This is a genomic window from Kistimonas asteriae (genome assembly GCF_018263925.1).
Taxonomy (GTDB): Bacteria; Pseudomonadota; Gammaproteobacteria; order Pseudomonadales; family Endozoicomonadaceae; genus Kistimonas; species Kistimonas asteriae.
This window is the reverse complement of the sequence record NZ_JAEVHF010000007.1, coordinates 19,044-32,481: the sequence shown is the minus strand read 5'-3', so window position 1 is coordinate 32,481 and position 13,438 is coordinate 19,044. Positions and strand designations below refer to the sequence as shown.

Annotated in this window: 13 protein-coding genes and 1 pseudogene; 11 read left to right on the top strand and 3 right to left on the bottom strand. The window is 50.0% G+C overall.

The window, feature by feature from the left end; genetic code table 11:
- Positions 1–8 precede the first annotated feature (8 nt).
- Together murU and djlA are read left to right on the top strand one after the other, a co-directional pair.
- Positions 9–728: an N-acetylmuramate alpha-1-phosphate uridylyltransferase MurU gene (gene murU, locus KHS78_RS09565; protein WP_425513965.1), complete on the top strand. Its 720-nt coding sequence runs from the start codon at positions 9–11 to the stop codon at positions 726–728.
- 3 nt (positions 729–731) lie between these two features.
- Positions 732–1,568, top strand: coding sequence for a co-chaperone DjlA (gene djlA, locus KHS78_RS09560; protein WP_211827723.1), 837 nt, complete (start codon positions 732–734; stop codon positions 1,566–1,568).
- A gap of 63 nt (positions 1,569–1,631) precedes the next feature.
- Here djlA and KHS78_RS09555 read toward each other — a convergent pair whose 3' ends face one another.
- Positions 1,632–2,462 carry a hypothetical protein gene (locus KHS78_RS09555; protein ID WP_211827721.1) on the bottom strand — a complete coding sequence of 277 codons (831 nt, stop codon included), beginning with the start codon at positions 2,460–2,462 and terminating at the stop codon, positions 1,632–1,634.
- A 286-nt stretch (positions 2,463–2,748) separates the two neighbouring features.
- Here KHS78_RS09555 and rpe point away from each other — a divergent pair, with 286 nt between their 5' ends.
- The 6 genes and pseudogenes from rpe to trpE all read left to right on the top strand — a co-directional run bounded on the left by rpe (position 2,749) and on the right by trpE (position 7,634).
- On the top strand, positions 2,749–3,423 hold the full coding sequence (gene rpe / locus KHS78_RS09550) for a ribulose-phosphate 3-epimerase (protein ID WP_211828103.1): 675 nt from the start codon (positions 2,749–2,751) through the stop codon (positions 3,421–3,423).
- Between the two features lie 110 nt (positions 3,424–3,533).
- Positions 3,534–4,220: a phosphoglycolate phosphatase gene (locus KHS78_RS09545; protein WP_246506305.1), complete on the top strand. Its 687-nt coding sequence runs from the start codon at positions 3,534–3,536 to the stop codon at positions 4,218–4,220.
- Between the two features lie 227 nt (positions 4,221–4,447).
- Positions 4,448–4,552 (top strand): annotated as a pseudogene (locus KHS78_RS22650) (RING finger domain-containing protein); the annotation flags it as partial.
- Positions 4,553–4,618: 66 nt separating this feature from the next.
- Positions 4,619–4,957, top strand: a complete 339-nt coding sequence (locus tag KHS78_RS09540; RefSeq protein WP_246506299.1) for a hypothetical protein — start codon at positions 4,619–4,621, stop codon at positions 4,955–4,957.
- Between the two features lie 203 nt (positions 4,958–5,160).
- The gene (locus KHS78_RS09535) at positions 5,161–5,781 is read left to right on the top strand and encodes a hypothetical protein (protein WP_211827719.1); all 621 of its coding nucleotides are present in this window, start codon (positions 5,161–5,163) and stop codon (positions 5,779–5,781) included.
- A 374-nt stretch (positions 5,782–6,155) separates the two neighbouring features.
- The gene (gene trpE, locus KHS78_RS09530) at positions 6,156–7,634 is read left to right on the top strand and encodes an anthranilate synthase component I (RefSeq protein WP_211827717.1); all 1,479 of its coding nucleotides are present in this window, start codon (positions 6,156–6,158) and stop codon (positions 7,632–7,634) included.
- Positions 7,635–7,753: 119 nt separating this feature from the next.
- Here the strand turns inward: trpE and KHS78_RS09525 are convergent, their stop codons facing one another.
- The gene (locus tag KHS78_RS09525) at positions 7,754–8,278 is read right to left on the bottom strand and encodes a MarR family winged helix-turn-helix transcriptional regulator (RefSeq protein ID WP_211827714.1); all 525 of its coding nucleotides are present in this window, start codon (positions 8,276–8,278) and stop codon (positions 7,754–7,756) included.
- A 137-nt stretch (positions 8,279–8,415) separates the two neighbouring features.
- Here KHS78_RS09525 and KHS78_RS09520 point away from each other — a divergent pair, with 137 nt between their 5' ends.
- The 3 genes from KHS78_RS09520 (at position 8,416) to KHS78_RS09510 (ending at position 11,597) form a co-directional block, all read left to right on the top strand.
- Entirely contained in the window at positions 8,416–9,414 is a 999-nt protein-coding gene (locus tag KHS78_RS09520; RefSeq protein WP_211827712.1) for an ABC transporter substrate-binding protein, read from the top strand.
- A gap of 82 nt (positions 9,415–9,496) precedes the next feature.
- Positions 9,497–10,399: an ABC transporter permease gene (locus KHS78_RS09515; RefSeq protein WP_211827710.1), complete on the top strand. Its 903-nt coding sequence runs from the start codon at positions 9,497–9,499 to the stop codon at positions 10,397–10,399.
- Positions 10,392–11,597 carry a quaternary amine ABC transporter ATP-binding protein gene (locus KHS78_RS09510; RefSeq protein ID WP_211827708.1) on the top strand — a complete coding sequence of 402 codons (1,206 nt, stop codon included), beginning with the start codon at positions 10,392–10,394 and terminating at the stop codon, positions 11,595–11,597. Before KHS78_RS09515 ends, KHS78_RS09510 begins: the two co-directional genes overlap by 8 nt.
- Positions 11,598–12,039: 442 nt before the next feature.
- Here KHS78_RS09510 and KHS78_RS09505 read toward each other — a convergent pair whose 3' ends face one another.
- Positions 12,040–13,368: a hypothetical protein gene (locus KHS78_RS09505; RefSeq protein ID WP_211827706.1), complete on the bottom strand. Its 1,329-nt coding sequence runs from the start codon at positions 13,366–13,368 to the stop codon at positions 12,040–12,042.
- Between the last annotated feature and the right edge of the window lie 70 nt (positions 13,369–13,438).

Sequence of the window (13,438 nt, the reverse complement as noted above, 5' to 3'; positions counted from 1 at the left end):
GTAACAGGATGTCAGACAACGAGTCGTCAGCAGTACCGATGAAAGCGATGATCCTGGCCGCCGGGTTTGGTGAGCGGATGCGTCCTCTGACGCTGAAAACCCCCAAGCCGTTACTGGAAGCCGGCGGTAAACCGTTGATCGAACACCACCTGGAGCGACTGGCTCGCGAAGGGTTCAAGGATATTGTCATCAACCATGCCTGGTTGGGGAGCAAGCTGGAAGCAGCGCTGGGTGGCGGTGAATTTTGGGGGCTGCATATCGACTGGTCCCGTGAGGACGAGCCGCTGGAGACCGGTGGCGGTTTGCTCAAGGCGTTACCGTTGCTGGGTGATCAGCCCTTTCTGCTTGTCAATGGCGATGTATTTACCCGTCTTTCCTTTAAATCGCTGCAGATGCCCATAGATAGTCTGGCTCACCTTGTGCTGGTGGATAATCCGGAACATCGCCCGGAGGGTGATTTTTGTCTGCGTGATGGCAAGGTGCAGACGCCGGAGTCGGCCGGAAACAGAACATTAACGTATAGCGGTATCAGTATTCTCTCCCCTGAGTTGTTCAGGGGATGCCAACCGGGTCGTTTTCCCCTGGCGCCATTGCTGCGCAAGGCTGCAGCGACGGGACGGGTGACCGGAGAACACTTTACCGGTTACTGGCTGGATGTCGGGACGCCTGAGCGCCTGCAGCAGCTGGATCAGGATTTGAATGCCGGTCGCCTGCCGGCCAGTGAGTAAAACATGTGGTTCAGGATTTTATTATTTGCATTTCTGGGGTTTGTATTTGGCGGATCGTTTGGCGCGGTGATCGGCGCCTTGCTGGCGGCCTGGATTTCCAGTCAGCGGCCCCGGATTGTCTATGGTGCAGGCCAGAGTGGTGAGCGCCGTCGCCAGACCCAGACGGCGTTCTTTAGAGCCACCTTTCTGGTGATGGGCAAGCTGGCCAAGGCGGATGGCCGGGTCAATGAAGAAGAAATTCAGGTCGCCACGACCCTGATGAATGAGATGCGGCTGTCGCCTGACCAGCGACAGCAGGCCATTGACCTGTTTAACCAGGGCAAGACACCCGGTTGTGATATCCGGGGGGTATTGCTGGAGTTTCGCCGTGCGGCTGGTTCCGGCAGTCTGGTTCAGATGTTTATGGAGTTGCAGCTCCAGGCAGCTTATGCGGATGGGCAGCTGAGCCCGGCGGAAATGCAGGTGCTGCATGAAGCCTGCGAATACCTTGGGGTTAACCGGTTTACGTTTGAGATTCTGCATCAGCGTTTCCAGGCCCAGCGTGCCTTCTACAGCCGTTATAACGGTAGTGGCGGTTACCAGCAGCAGGGTAACTATGGTTATCGTCAGCCCGTCGACAACCGCAGCAAACTGAAAGAAGCCTATGCCACTCTGGGAGTCTCACCGGATGCGTCTGACAAAGACGTCAAGCGGGCATACCGGAAGCTGATGAGTGAGCACCATCCTGACAAGCTGGTGGCCAAAGGGTTACCCGAAGAAATGATGGAAATGGCCAAGAAAAAGACCCAGGAAATTCAGGCGGCCTACGACCTGATTCAGGAAGAAAGAAAGCGAAAATAATATTGATGGAATCAAAAAAGGGCGCAGCACCGTTCAGGTTTGCGCCCTTTTTTATTATTCCGTTTATTCGTCAGTTGTCAGTGTTGTTCTTGCCTGAATAACAACCTGCCAGCCATTTTCAGTCTTTTCTACGGCGTTGAAGGTCAGGTATTCATGGTCGGCATCGCTGACCTTGGCAATCAGCAAACCATGGTTTTGATTGGGGATGGCGGCAAGCGTAGTAACCGTTAATTCTGAATCAGGGTAGGTAACGGCTTCATCCTGGTTATCAAGGTTGATCACCTTGGCACTTTCTACGGCGGATAACAGGTGGTCAGCAAGATGATCAAACGCTGTGTTATCCATGGGCTGGTCTGTGTTAGCGAAATCGGCAAGATCCACCAGGCCTCCCGCTTCGAGGTCAATCAGCCGGTTCCAGTGGTCGGTATAGTTCAGTAGTTTGACGGCAATGCCCTGGAAGGAGCCTGCAGTATTGACCATGGTCCACTGCTTGATAATCAGGCCGGTATCCTGATAGGCCACTCTGGCTAAAGGGAGTGTACTCAGAGACAGCTCACCGGGCAGGCTGAATGGCCCATTATCAAACATGGCGGCAATGGTTTCGATGCCAACGAGGTTCTTGCTTTCGTCGTAGGGGAATTCAGCCAGTATGGAATGCTCATCATAGAAATCGCCCATGGATTCAAGGTCTCTCTCGGCCACAATCCGAGGCCAGAGGTCATCCAGAAAGAGCAGTTCCATTAACTGGTTACAGGTGATCACTGGATGTTGGTGGCTGTGGTGTGTATGGGGGACTGTATTCGCTTGGCTGATGCCTGGGATGGACAGGCACAAGACAATGCCTGCAACCAGGTTAGCAAACTGTTTTTTCAGGGAGGTAACGGGTTCAGTCATAGATTTCTCCAATCAATGGGGGATATCAGGGTTGTTGGGGATACCGGTAGACCGTTTTATGCGTGTTACTGGAAACCAGGTATCAGTGATTGGAGTCAGCGAAGAGCTGCTTGGTTCAGAATCTGTCAGCAATACTGACAGGGAGTTAGGGATTGGCGATGGATTGGGCCATAGCAAGGGCCTGTTTCTTTCAGTATTGAGAAGGGGGAGTACGGGCATTAGAAACCCTGAGGGCGAATGCAGTAGAATGGCGGGATTTCCGGAATCACACACCTGCGGAGTCTCCATGAAACCTTTCGCCATTGCCCCCAGTATTCTGTCTGCTGACTTTGCCCGCCTGGGGGAAGACGTTCAGGCTGTTCTGGATGCCGGTGCGGATATTGTCCATTTCGATGTTATGGACAATCACTATGTTCCTAATCTGACCATCGGACCCATGGTATGCAAGGCGCTGCGTAACTTTGGCATCACGGCACCCATTGATGTGCATCTGATGGTTAAACCGGTAGATCGCATGATTGGCGATTTTATCGAGGCTGGTGCAACTTACATTACCTTCCATCCTGAAGCCAGCGAGCATGTGGATCGCAGTCTGCAGATGATTCGTGACGGTGGCTGCAAGGCGGGACTGGTGCTGAACCCGGCGACAACACCGGATTGCCTGGAGTATGTGATGGACCGGCTGGATATGATCCTGCTGATGTCCGTGAATCCGGGGTTTGGTGGTCAGAAATTCATTCCGTCTACGTTGGATAAACTGCGCTATGTTCGCAAATTGATTGATGACAGCGGTCTGGATATCCGCCTGGAAGTGGACGGTGGTGTTTGTGTGCAGAATATCCGCGACATTGCCGACGCCGGCGCTGATACCTTTGTGGCCGGGTCTGCCATTTTTGGGCAAAAGGATTATCAGGCGGTTATCACCCAGATGCGTGATGAGCTGGCTGCCGTTGCCGGTTAATACCGCTTTACTTGCGATTCACTGTATCCAATCTTGAGCGATGTCGGGTTAATCAACGTAACCCGACATCATCGTTCATTGATGTTCTTCTTCTGTTGTAAGGAATACCCATGAAACTGCTGGAACTGTTTGGCCGTTTGCCTGCTGTCATCATGTACGATTTGGACGGGACGCTGGTTGACAGTGTACCGGATCTGGCCTGGTCCATAGATCAGATGCTATCGCAACTGGAGATGCCTACGGCGGGTGAGGATAAAGTCCGATTGTGGGTAGGCAACGGCGTACCGGTGATGGTCAAGCGGGCACTGGCAGATGATATGGACGGTGACCTGCCGGGCCGGGTGGATGAAGCGTTGTTTGAAAAGGGTTACGCACTCTTCTGTGACGCCTACCGTGCCAGTTGTGGCAAATACAGTGACGTTTATCCCGGTGTTGTTGAGTTCCTAACCGCCATGCAGGCGCAGGGTGTGAAGCAGGCTGTGGTCACGAATAAATCCGGTAATTTCACTGCCCAGCTGCTGGAAGGAAAAGGGTTAACCCAGTTCTTCTCACAGGTGATCGGTGGCGATACGTTGCCCGAGAAAAAACCGCATCCGCTACCGTTGCTCCATGTAGTTGAGCAGTGTGGTGCCAGTGTTGAAGAGGCGTTGATGGTGGGTGACTCAAAAAATGATGTGATTGCGGCTAAAGCAGCAGGCATTCGTGTGATCGGGTTGCCTTATGGCTATAATCATGGTCAGCCGATCAAAACTGCTGAACCTGACTGGGTTGTTAGTGATCTATCTGTGTTGATGTAAATAAAATTATTAATTGGGGAGCAGTCTGATCTTAAGTGTCATTCAAGTTTTAGATTGGTCTGCTCCTATTGATTTTTAAGTTTATTGTTTACTGTAGATTTATTGTGGTGTGTGAAAATAAGCTGGTGGCGTTTTTCTTATGTTGAATAGTGTTAGTTGATGGTTTTATCAGGAGAAGTGATGTGATGCTGAAGCGAAATACCCTTCAGCCAGCATAGGAGTGTGGCATATGTTGGGATGAATATGACTCTGACGATGAGAAATGTACACTCAAGTGTGGCCATGCTTTTGATCGTAAATGCTTGATTTCATGGTTGGATATAAGCAGGAAGTGCTCGACGTGTTTTATATCTTTATCGGAAGCAGAATACCACCAATTTATCAGTATAAAACAGCGGATGATTTGGAGTCTGGAAGCTGTAAATCATGTGTTTGTTAGTAAAGAGCATCTTTTTATGCAGGCGGCATTAACGATGTTTTGGGTGGTTAATTCGTTAAGTTCATTGCTTACACGGGAAACGGCTTCCATTGTAAACGCTAAGCAGGCAGATCTGATTTCGTCATTTGCAGGTAGGCAAGTGATCTATGTTTTGTCAGGTTTTTTTCTGGCGCAGGACTTCGTGGGGCGCGATGCGGGGATGTGGCCTTTTTCTCCTGTGGCCTTCTTCTTGGAATGGTGTTGCTGTGGCCATTGTTATCAGTTTTTGGCGATCATGTTCCGAATTATACATTTATAGGTTTACCGCTGGTTTTTAAGGGCGCTCTAGCCTTGGGTTACGATGTTGCCGATGAAAAGTTGAATGTTGCCAATACAGATGATTTATAGGCTTATCGTCTTGGTTTTTGGCAATGTATAGGGATTTATATTAGTTAGAGGTTTTTGTTATTGCTTTGAATTTTTTGTGGTTTTATTTTTTAGTTTTAATTCAATAGGTGAGCTATGAATGATTATGTTTTAGGTGCTCAGAGTTTTGTTTGCGATTCATGCCGGAATACAAAAAATGAGATGTCTTATAAAATAAGTTGTGGGCATAAATTCGATCGTGCATGTTTTGTAGGTCTGAAAAGAGTCTGTACAGCGTTTAATTGCTGCAGGCGTCTCAACGAAGACGATATGAATAACGTAGAAGAGCAATTACCTAACATGCTGAGAGAGCGTAGGGTGATGGCTTGGGAAGCTGTCGAAGACATGTTGTTACGACCTGAAATTTTAGGGGTTGCGGTATTTCATTCCGCGTTATGTGCATTATCGTATCAGTATGTGGATGAGCATTTTGCCGGATTACTTGGCTATGTTGTTTTGTGCCAGTGGTCGGGTTTTTTGGCAGGTGTTGCCCTGGAGAGAGGGCAGTGTTCTGAGGTGGCGAGAAATACAGTTCTGCTGGCGGGTTTTGCTTGTCTTGTTCAACTGTCATTGATTGGGGTTCAGACTGTAGATCCTGATGTACCTTTAGTGGTCGTATTATTGGCATCATCGTTACTGACTTTTTACAGTTTTTGCGGTTCGGCTATAAAAGGCATGGAGCAGGTGGCTAGAGATAATCGTGCCAATAACGATTGATGAGTGCTGGTTTGATCGTTCGTCTGTGCATTGAGATGACGCTTGTTCATGCGTTAACGCAAGAAGGTATTCTGCTGAGTGTGTCATTGATCATAATAACGGGTGTTATTTGTGCAAGAGCGATCAATGGACTTGACGTTTCAGTAGTAGGCGAGGTCAAGAAATTCAGTTGAACTTGTGCGAAGCCTTATATACGCTCATTGCCTACGCTCAATAACACCAGAACGAAGCGGAGTACGCTGTGACTTACGTCTCCTTTACCTGTCACCTGTCTCATCCTGTCACCTCGACCATCGGTCGATGGTGCCGCTGGCGTTGAAAACCCGTTAAGTCACTTTTTTCCGTTTTTTATTGCTATCAAGGAATACTTTCCCATGACGCCTGTGGAATTTGAGCAGCTGGCTACTGAAGGTTATAACCGCATTCCCGTGACCCGCGAAGTGCTGGCAGACTGCGATACACCGTTATCCACCTATCTGAAACTGGCGAATCAGCCTTATACCTACCTGCTGGAATCCGTCCAGGGCGGCGAGAAGTGGGGGCGTTATTCCATTATCGGCCTTGGGTGCCAGACGGTATTTAAGGTGACCGGCCATGAGCTGGTGATCGAAACCGGTGGGGAGGTGGTTGAACAGCGAACCTGTCGTGATCCTCTGGAAGAAGTAGAGCACTTTATTGGTCGCTACCGGGTGCCTGAACTGGAATCCCTGCCCCGTTTTCATGGCGGGCTGGTCGGCTATTTCGGGTATGACACCGTGCGGTATATCGAGCCCAAGCTGGCAGAAACCCAGCCGGAAGATGTTATCGGGACGCCGGATATCCTGCTGATGCTGTCGGATGATCTGGTGGTTTTCGATAACCTCAGTGGCAAGGTGCAGTTCATTACCCATGTCGATCCTTCTGAGCATGGTGCGCTGGAGAAGGCGAACCTGCGGATCGATGGTTTCCTCGAAGCGTTCAGGCATACCCCCGTCTCCCTCCCGGCTTCCGTTCAGGGGGAAGCGGTTTCCGAGCAGGCATTTATCTCTTCCTTTGGCGAGCAGCCGTTCAAGGCCGGTGTGGAGACAATTCGGGATTACATCCTGGCGGGCGATACCATGCAGGTGGTGCTCTCCCAGCGGATGTCGATTCCATTCAGTGAAAACCCGCTCGATCTCTACCGGGCCCTGCGTTGCCTGAATCCCTCGCCCTACATGTATTACCTGAACCTGGGCGATTTCTATGTGGTGGGTTCTTCGCCGGAAATCCTGGCGCGTCTGGAAGACGGCGAAGTCACGGTGCGCCCCATTGCCGGTACCCGCAAGCGGGGAGCGACGGAAGAAAAAGACCTGCTGCTGGAGCAGGATTTGCTGAATGATCCCAAGGAAATCGCTGAACATCTCATGCTCATTGATTTAGGTCGCAATGATGTCGGTCGGGTGGCGAAAACCGGTACGGTTGAGCTGACGGACAAGATGACCATCGAGCGTTATTCCCATGTCATGCATATCGTCTCCAATGTGACCGGGCAGATCCAGGATGGGCTGGGTGCCATGGATGTTCTGCGTGCGACCCTGCCAGCCGGTACCTTGAGCGGTGCGCCAAAAGTACGGGCCATGGAGATCATTGATGAGCTGGAGCCAGTGAAGCGCGGTGTCTATGGTGGTGCCGTGGGTTACCTGGGCTGGAACGGCAATATGGATACGGCCATCGCGATTCGCACTGCCGTTATCAAGGACAACCAGCTTCATATTCAGGCGGGCGCCGGGGTCGTGGCCGACTCACAGCCTGAGCTGGAATGGCAGGAAACCATGAACAAGGGGCGGGCTATCTTCCGTGCTGTCGATATGGTGCGGAGAGGGTTGGATAATTAATCGTTGTTTCCGGCGATGGTATCCCTGTCGCCGGAAAGGAAGTTTGTTACGGGTTGGTATCATTGATATTTACTCGCAACGTTGCTTATTAATTTGGATGGGCCAGCGGTTGCGCTGAACTAAGCGGGCGTCGTCTCCGTTGCCTTTTGAGGCGCAACCTGTTCATCCTTGGCGGGTGCTGCGATATCCAAAATTGGTGCGGCATCCAACGATTCTGCATCCATCATCGTAGCGATTCTCTGCAGCGACGACAGTATTTGTGTTTTTTCCCAATCGTTCAGATTTTCAAACTGGGTAATAAACTCTTCATGGAGAAGCGGGGGAACCCGCGTAAGCACCTCACGGCCATCCGTTGTCAGGCGGGCATTAACGACCCTGCGGTCACTGGCGCTGCGTATCCGTTCGATAAGCTGGCGGTCTTCCAGGCGATTCAGGATCGTTGTCACTGTCGCCTGGCTCAGGGAAACATCATCCGATATTCGCCGAACGGTCACATCGCCGAGTGATTCAATGGCGCGCAATACCATCACCTGCGGAATCGTCAGGCCACAGGCCTTCACAATGCGTTTTGATTGCAAGTCTGTCGCCCGAATGATGCGCCGAAGTGAGATGAGGACGTCTTGCCAGTATGGGGTGTTGGTCATGATGCTGCTGATCGTGTCGTGGTTGTTTGGAGTATATCCCAGTGTTTTTCATTCCTAAAGCTTTGGCTTGTAATAATTTGAAGTCTAAACATTGGATGTGTAATATGCCGGCGACAGAATAATAAAGAGGATTCATTATGCGTGCTGCCTGGCTTGGCTTACCCCTGATGTTTGCCGGTTCCATCGCAATGGCGGATGGCAATTGTGGCAAAGTCACCATTGCGGACATGAACTGGAACTCTGCAACGCTGATTGCCAATGTGGATCGTTTCATTCTTGAACACGGCTATGGCTGCGACGCTGAGCTGGTTCCCGGCGATACCATGCCCACCGGTACCTCCATGACCGAGAAAGGTGAACCGGACATTGCACCTGAACTCTGGAGTAACTCCATCAAGGAAGCGCTCGACAAGGCGGTTGCTGAACAGCGTCTGCGCTATGCTGGCAAGGCGTTGTCTGATGGTGGTGAAGAAGGATTCTGGGTGCCGAAATACCTAGTAGAAAAGAATCCGGAACTGGCCACTATTCAGGGCATTATTGATAACGCCTCCCTGTTCGAGCATCCTGAAGATCCCGACAGCGCAGCCTTTTACGGATGCCCCGCGGGTTGGAACTGTCAGATATCATCCGGCAACCTGTTCAAGGCATTGAAGCTGGAAGACGCCGGATTTGACCTGTTGGATCCGGGGTCTGGCGCGGGTCTTTCCGGTTCCATCGCCAAGTCCTATGAGCGTCAGGAGCCCTGGTTCGGCTACTATTGGGCGCCGACTGCGGTACTGGGCAAGTATGAAATGGTGAAAGTCGACTTTGGTTCTGGTGTTGATCCGGAGATGTTCAAAGGCTGCATCACCCAGACTGAATGTGATGCGCCCGGTGTCACCATGTATCCGCCGTCGCTCGTACAGACCGTGACTACGGAGGGCTTCGCGAATCGGGCACCGGAAGCTTACGACTATCTCACCCGTCGCTCTTTCAAAAATGCTGACATGAACGCCCTGCTGGCCTGGATGGAAGACAACCAGGCGGATGGTGATGTGGCCATGGAGCATTTCCTCACTGAGTTTGAAGGCACCTGGTCTGGCTGGGTGAAGCCAGAGGTGGCTGAAAAAGTCAAAGTGGCACTCAAGAACCTGTAGCGCGGATGGCCGGCTCCTGTGTGGGGCCGGCATTTCCCTGCGGTTTCTGTATTCTCTCTCCAGCCGTGTGAGGTGATCTGCCATGAGTGACGAACGGTCATGGTTTAACACGTTTCCCCAGATGGACCGGTCTGACCTCCGGGACATTCGCAAGACTCTGGATTCCGCCTACCGGGACTTCTCCCGTGAATATGGCGAATTGATCGAATCCTTCTTTGATCCGCTTCTGAATTTTTTGATCTGGTTTGAAAAACTGTTGATTTCAACGCCCTGGTGGCTGGTGATCCTGGCGGTAACCGCGCTGGTCTATGTGGCCAGCCGCTCGTGGAAACTGTGCCTGGGCGTTGTGGTGTCGTTCCTGCTGATTGGTTATTTCGGCATGTGGGAAAACACCATGCGGACCATGAGTATTATCTTTGTCTGTACGTTATTGGTGATAGCGCTGGGCATACCCATTGGTATTTTGATGGCGCGCTCTGACCGGGTAAAGATGGCGGTTACACCGATGCTCGATATCATGCAGACCATGCCAGCCTTCGTGTACCTGATTCCTGTGGTCATGCTGCTGGGTATCGGCAAGATTCCGGGACTGATCGCCGTCGTGATTTATGCCATTCCACCAGTGATTCGCCTGACAAACCTGGGGATCCGGCTGGTGGATAAGGAAGTGCTGGAAGCGGCAACCGCTTATGGTGCCAGTCCGATGCAGCGATTGTTTGGTGTGCAGTTGCCGTTGGCCATGCCGACGATCATGGCCGGTATTAACCAGACCATCATGATGGCGCTGTCCATGGTGGTGATAGCCTCCATGATTGGTGTGAAGGGGTTGGGACAGCCGGTGCTGAAATCCATTACCAACCAGTACTTTACGCTCGGTCTGTTCAACGGACTTGCCATCGTTGCGCTGGCGATTATCTTCGACCGTGTCTCGCAGGCCTACGGCAAGCGGACTCAACGTCACCTGGGGGGACTGCAACATGGCTGAACTATTGATTCAGGTGAAGGGGCTCTACAAGGTGTTCGGGTCAAAGCCCGCATCGGTTATGCCCCTGGTGCATGAAGGCAAAAGCAAGGATGACATCCTGGCGGAAACCGGCCATACCGTTGGGCTCAAGGATATTAACCTCAGCATCAACCGTGGTGAAATCTTCGTCATCATGGGACTCTCCGGCTCTGGAAAGTCGACCCTGATTCGTCACTTCAATCGACTGATTGACCCGACGGAAGGTCAGGTTCTGGTGGATGATGTGGAGGTAACGGAACTCGGCTCAAAAGCACTGCAGGAGTTTCGGCGCTACAAGATGTCCATGGTCTTTCAGCATTTCGGTCTCTTGCCGCACCGTACGGTGCTGGAAAATGTCAGCTATGGTCTGGCGGTACAAAAGGTTGGTAAGGCTGAGCGCCAGACCAAAGCGAGGGAATGGCTCGAGACGGTTGGTCTGAAAGGCTACGAAGAGCAATATCCTGCGCAACTGTCCGGTGGTCAGCAGCAGCGGGTGGGGCTCGCCAGGGCGCTGTGTACCAATGCGGATGTGTTGTTGATGGATGAGGCTTTCTCCGCACTGGATCCACTGATCCGCAGCGAAATGCAGGACCAGCTGATCGAGCTGCAGGCAAAGCTGCAGAAAACCATCATTTTTATCACCCATGATCTGGATGAAGCGCTGCGTCTCGGTGATCGCATTGCCATTCTTAAAGACGGTGAAGTCGTACAGCAGGGCAAGCCGGAAGAGATTTTGCTGAATCCGGCTGACAGCTACGTCGAAGCGTTCGTGAAGGATGTTAACCGGGCGCGGGCGCTCACTGTTGAGACGGTGATGCAGCCGCCAGCCTGCCGCATCACGGCCGATAAAATCGAAGGTGCCCTGCAGCAGATGAAACGCGCCGATGGGGATTATGGCTATTACGTGAATGATGATGGCTATCAAGGCATCGTCACTCAGGAAGCGCTCGAGAAAGCGTTTAAGATGGAACCTTCGCAGCGCCTCACTAAGGCTATTTGGCATGAGGTACCAGCTGTATCGCCCGAAGCGATTCTGGAAACCGTGATTCCTGATACATTGGAAGCGGAATACTCATTGCCTGTCGTTGATGACGAGGGCAACCTGAAGGGTGAGCTGCCATTGAGCTGCATTGCCGATGTGTTAAGTGGGTCAGATGCTGAGCGTAAAGAAACTGCTTAATCAAAAATTTAGAGGGCAAGTTTTACATCAATGTCTGACATTGATTGGTGGGGAAAGCTGTGTGTTCCCCTCCTGTTTTTAGTACAGCTGAAACGCGCAGGAATCTGTTGTAATACTTGCTCTATTGTTCATTACGTGATTTGTCTTTCAAATTTTTTAGCATGATGGCTGTAGTGCTGCCTACTGAGTGTGTGGACTCTAGCTCTACCTATGAAGAAAAGCAGATTGATATTCTAGCCTGTTTTTGCAACTCAAGTAATGACCTGCTTGCCTCACGCTGCCTATTGGAAAAAGCAGTGTGCTTCATGATATTTGGTAGGAGAGGAGAGTCGCTCAATTTAAATGTCAGAAAGCTTTGTGACTGATCATGTAGGTATAGGCAAAAATATGTGAAATCGTATCGCTAGTCTTTGGGATGTTATTAATCGCTGTCATCATTTACCTATTTATTTTGGTCATCAAGAGTATCCAGGAAATTATTCAAAGTCTCTGTCAGCTTCAGTCCCTGGGAAATATATGCCTCTGATAATTCCCCTGTGCCAATAGCACGTTGCTTTGTATGATGGGAAGTGCGGTTTTTATTTATCGCTTCGAATGCGGGCATAAATTCTGCTAGTGCATCCGTACTCTTTTTTGATGATGCGATTAATATACAGCTGTTGTTCAGTGCGGCGAGCAATTGTTGATAACAATCATAGCTGTCTACCATGTTTGTATGGTTAGGGTTCCAAAATGTAAATGGCGGATACCCAAATGAAATCATGATATAGTTGATGACTGCGATATTAGTTCTTGAAGACCCATCTGTTGTTATATGTATTTGTTGCAGACGTGGAAGGTATTCTGAGATGACGAGTAATGTTTGATGTAATCGCTCTTGTTTGGAAAAATTTCCCCAAAAAATAGCGTTTAATCTATCATTTAATCGGTTTAAAAGTTCTGTTGTGCATTCCTTAAATCTGTGTTGGTGAAATTGAGCAAGGCTTCTGATGCCTAACAGCGGACGATATCTTTGTCTCAGTTGTGTAAAGCTATAGTATGTATCATCCTCACAGGCTGAGGGTATGAATCCATCTTTATTTAATAAGAAATAATCAGATGCAGGCGTCCACTCTTGATTTGGAAGTTTGGTCTGGAATAGGTATGTATTGTGATTCCATCCTCTTAAATTAAAATGCTCGCATGCTAGAGCGTGTTGAAAGTGTATGGCGCTGCGCAAACCTTTGAGTGTACAGTAGTGATTGCAAAAGGTGAATGTGTGCGTGATGTCCCTCAGCTCTCCTGGCTTGCTTTCACAATAAAGGTTTCTAACGTCTTTTGTTACCCACCTATGGGTATCAAGATAAAAATTTAATGAAATAAAAGTATGGTCATGGTTTTTGTCTGCTAGGTGTTTGATATGTTCTATTTGCATATTGTTCCAAGCATGAAGGCAACCAGGTTCCTTTGATTCATATTTGTTAGGTGATTTGTGCCTGCCTATGATTTGATTTGCGTCGGCGAATAATAGTATTCGGTATTGCTTAGGGTATAAGAGCAGCCACTTGATACCCGAGGATGCCGTGTGAATAATTTGGTTGGCTAAATAAATGTTTCGTTCCTTTATCAGTGTTTCTCTGGTTTTGGCGAGAAACTCTTGCTTTACTGTATGGGCAGAAAGGCTTTTAGGTGAGGGGGTGGGTGTATTGTGATAAGTAGTCCTTTGATCGTACATATGACAGTTTTGGAGTTCATGGTTTTTTGTGTTGTACTCTCCCTGTTGTTTGAGCATTACAGTTTCCTTCATAGTTAAGCTTTAGTGGGTTGATATATTTTTAATTTTTCTCTCGTTTCGCTAGACT

What these genes read in the sequence shown, in the direction of transcription:
- murU (WP_425513965.1), top strand. Translation starts at nt 9, where the DNA reads ATGTCAGACAACGAGTCGTCAGCAGTACCGATGAAAGCGATGATCCTG.
- djlA (WP_211827723.1), top strand. Translation starts at nt 732, where the DNA reads ATGTGGTTCAGGATTTTATTATTTGCATTTCTGGGGTTTGTATTTGGC.
- KHS78_RS09555 (WP_211827721.1), bottom strand. Translation starts at nt 2,462, where the DNA reads ATGACTGAACCCGTTACCTCCCTGAAAAAACAGTTTGCTAACCTGGTT.
- rpe (WP_211828103.1), top strand. Translation starts at nt 2,749, where the DNA reads ATGAAACCTTTCGCCATTGCCCCCAGTATTCTGTCTGCTGACTTTGCC.
- KHS78_RS09545 (WP_246506305.1), top strand. Translation starts at nt 3,534, where the DNA reads ATGAAACTGCTGGAACTGTTTGGCCGTTTGCCTGCTGTCATCATGTAC.
- KHS78_RS09540 (WP_246506299.1), top strand. Translation starts at nt 4,619, where the DNA reads ATGATTTGGAGTCTGGAAGCTGTAAATCATGTGTTTGTTAGTAAAGAG.
- KHS78_RS09535 (WP_211827719.1), top strand. Translation starts at nt 5,161, where the DNA reads ATGAATGATTATGTTTTAGGTGCTCAGAGTTTTGTTTGCGATTCATGC.
- trpE (WP_211827717.1), top strand. Translation starts at nt 6,156, where the DNA reads ATGACGCCTGTGGAATTTGAGCAGCTGGCTACTGAAGGTTATAACCGC.
- KHS78_RS09525 (WP_211827714.1), bottom strand. Translation starts at nt 8,278, where the DNA reads ATGACCAACACCCCATACTGGCAAGACGTCCTCATCTCACTTCGGCGC.
- KHS78_RS09520 (WP_211827712.1), top strand. Translation starts at nt 8,416, where the DNA reads ATGCGTGCTGCCTGGCTTGGCTTACCCCTGATGTTTGCCGGTTCCATC.
- KHS78_RS09515 (WP_211827710.1), top strand. Translation starts at nt 9,497, where the DNA reads ATGAGTGACGAACGGTCATGGTTTAACACGTTTCCCCAGATGGACCGG.
- KHS78_RS09510 (WP_211827708.1), top strand. Translation starts at nt 10,392, where the DNA reads ATGGCTGAACTATTGATTCAGGTGAAGGGGCTCTACAAGGTGTTCGGG.
- KHS78_RS09505 (WP_211827706.1), bottom strand. Translation starts at nt 13,368, where the DNA reads ATGCTCAAACAACAGGGAGAGTACAACACAAAAAACCATGAACTCCAA.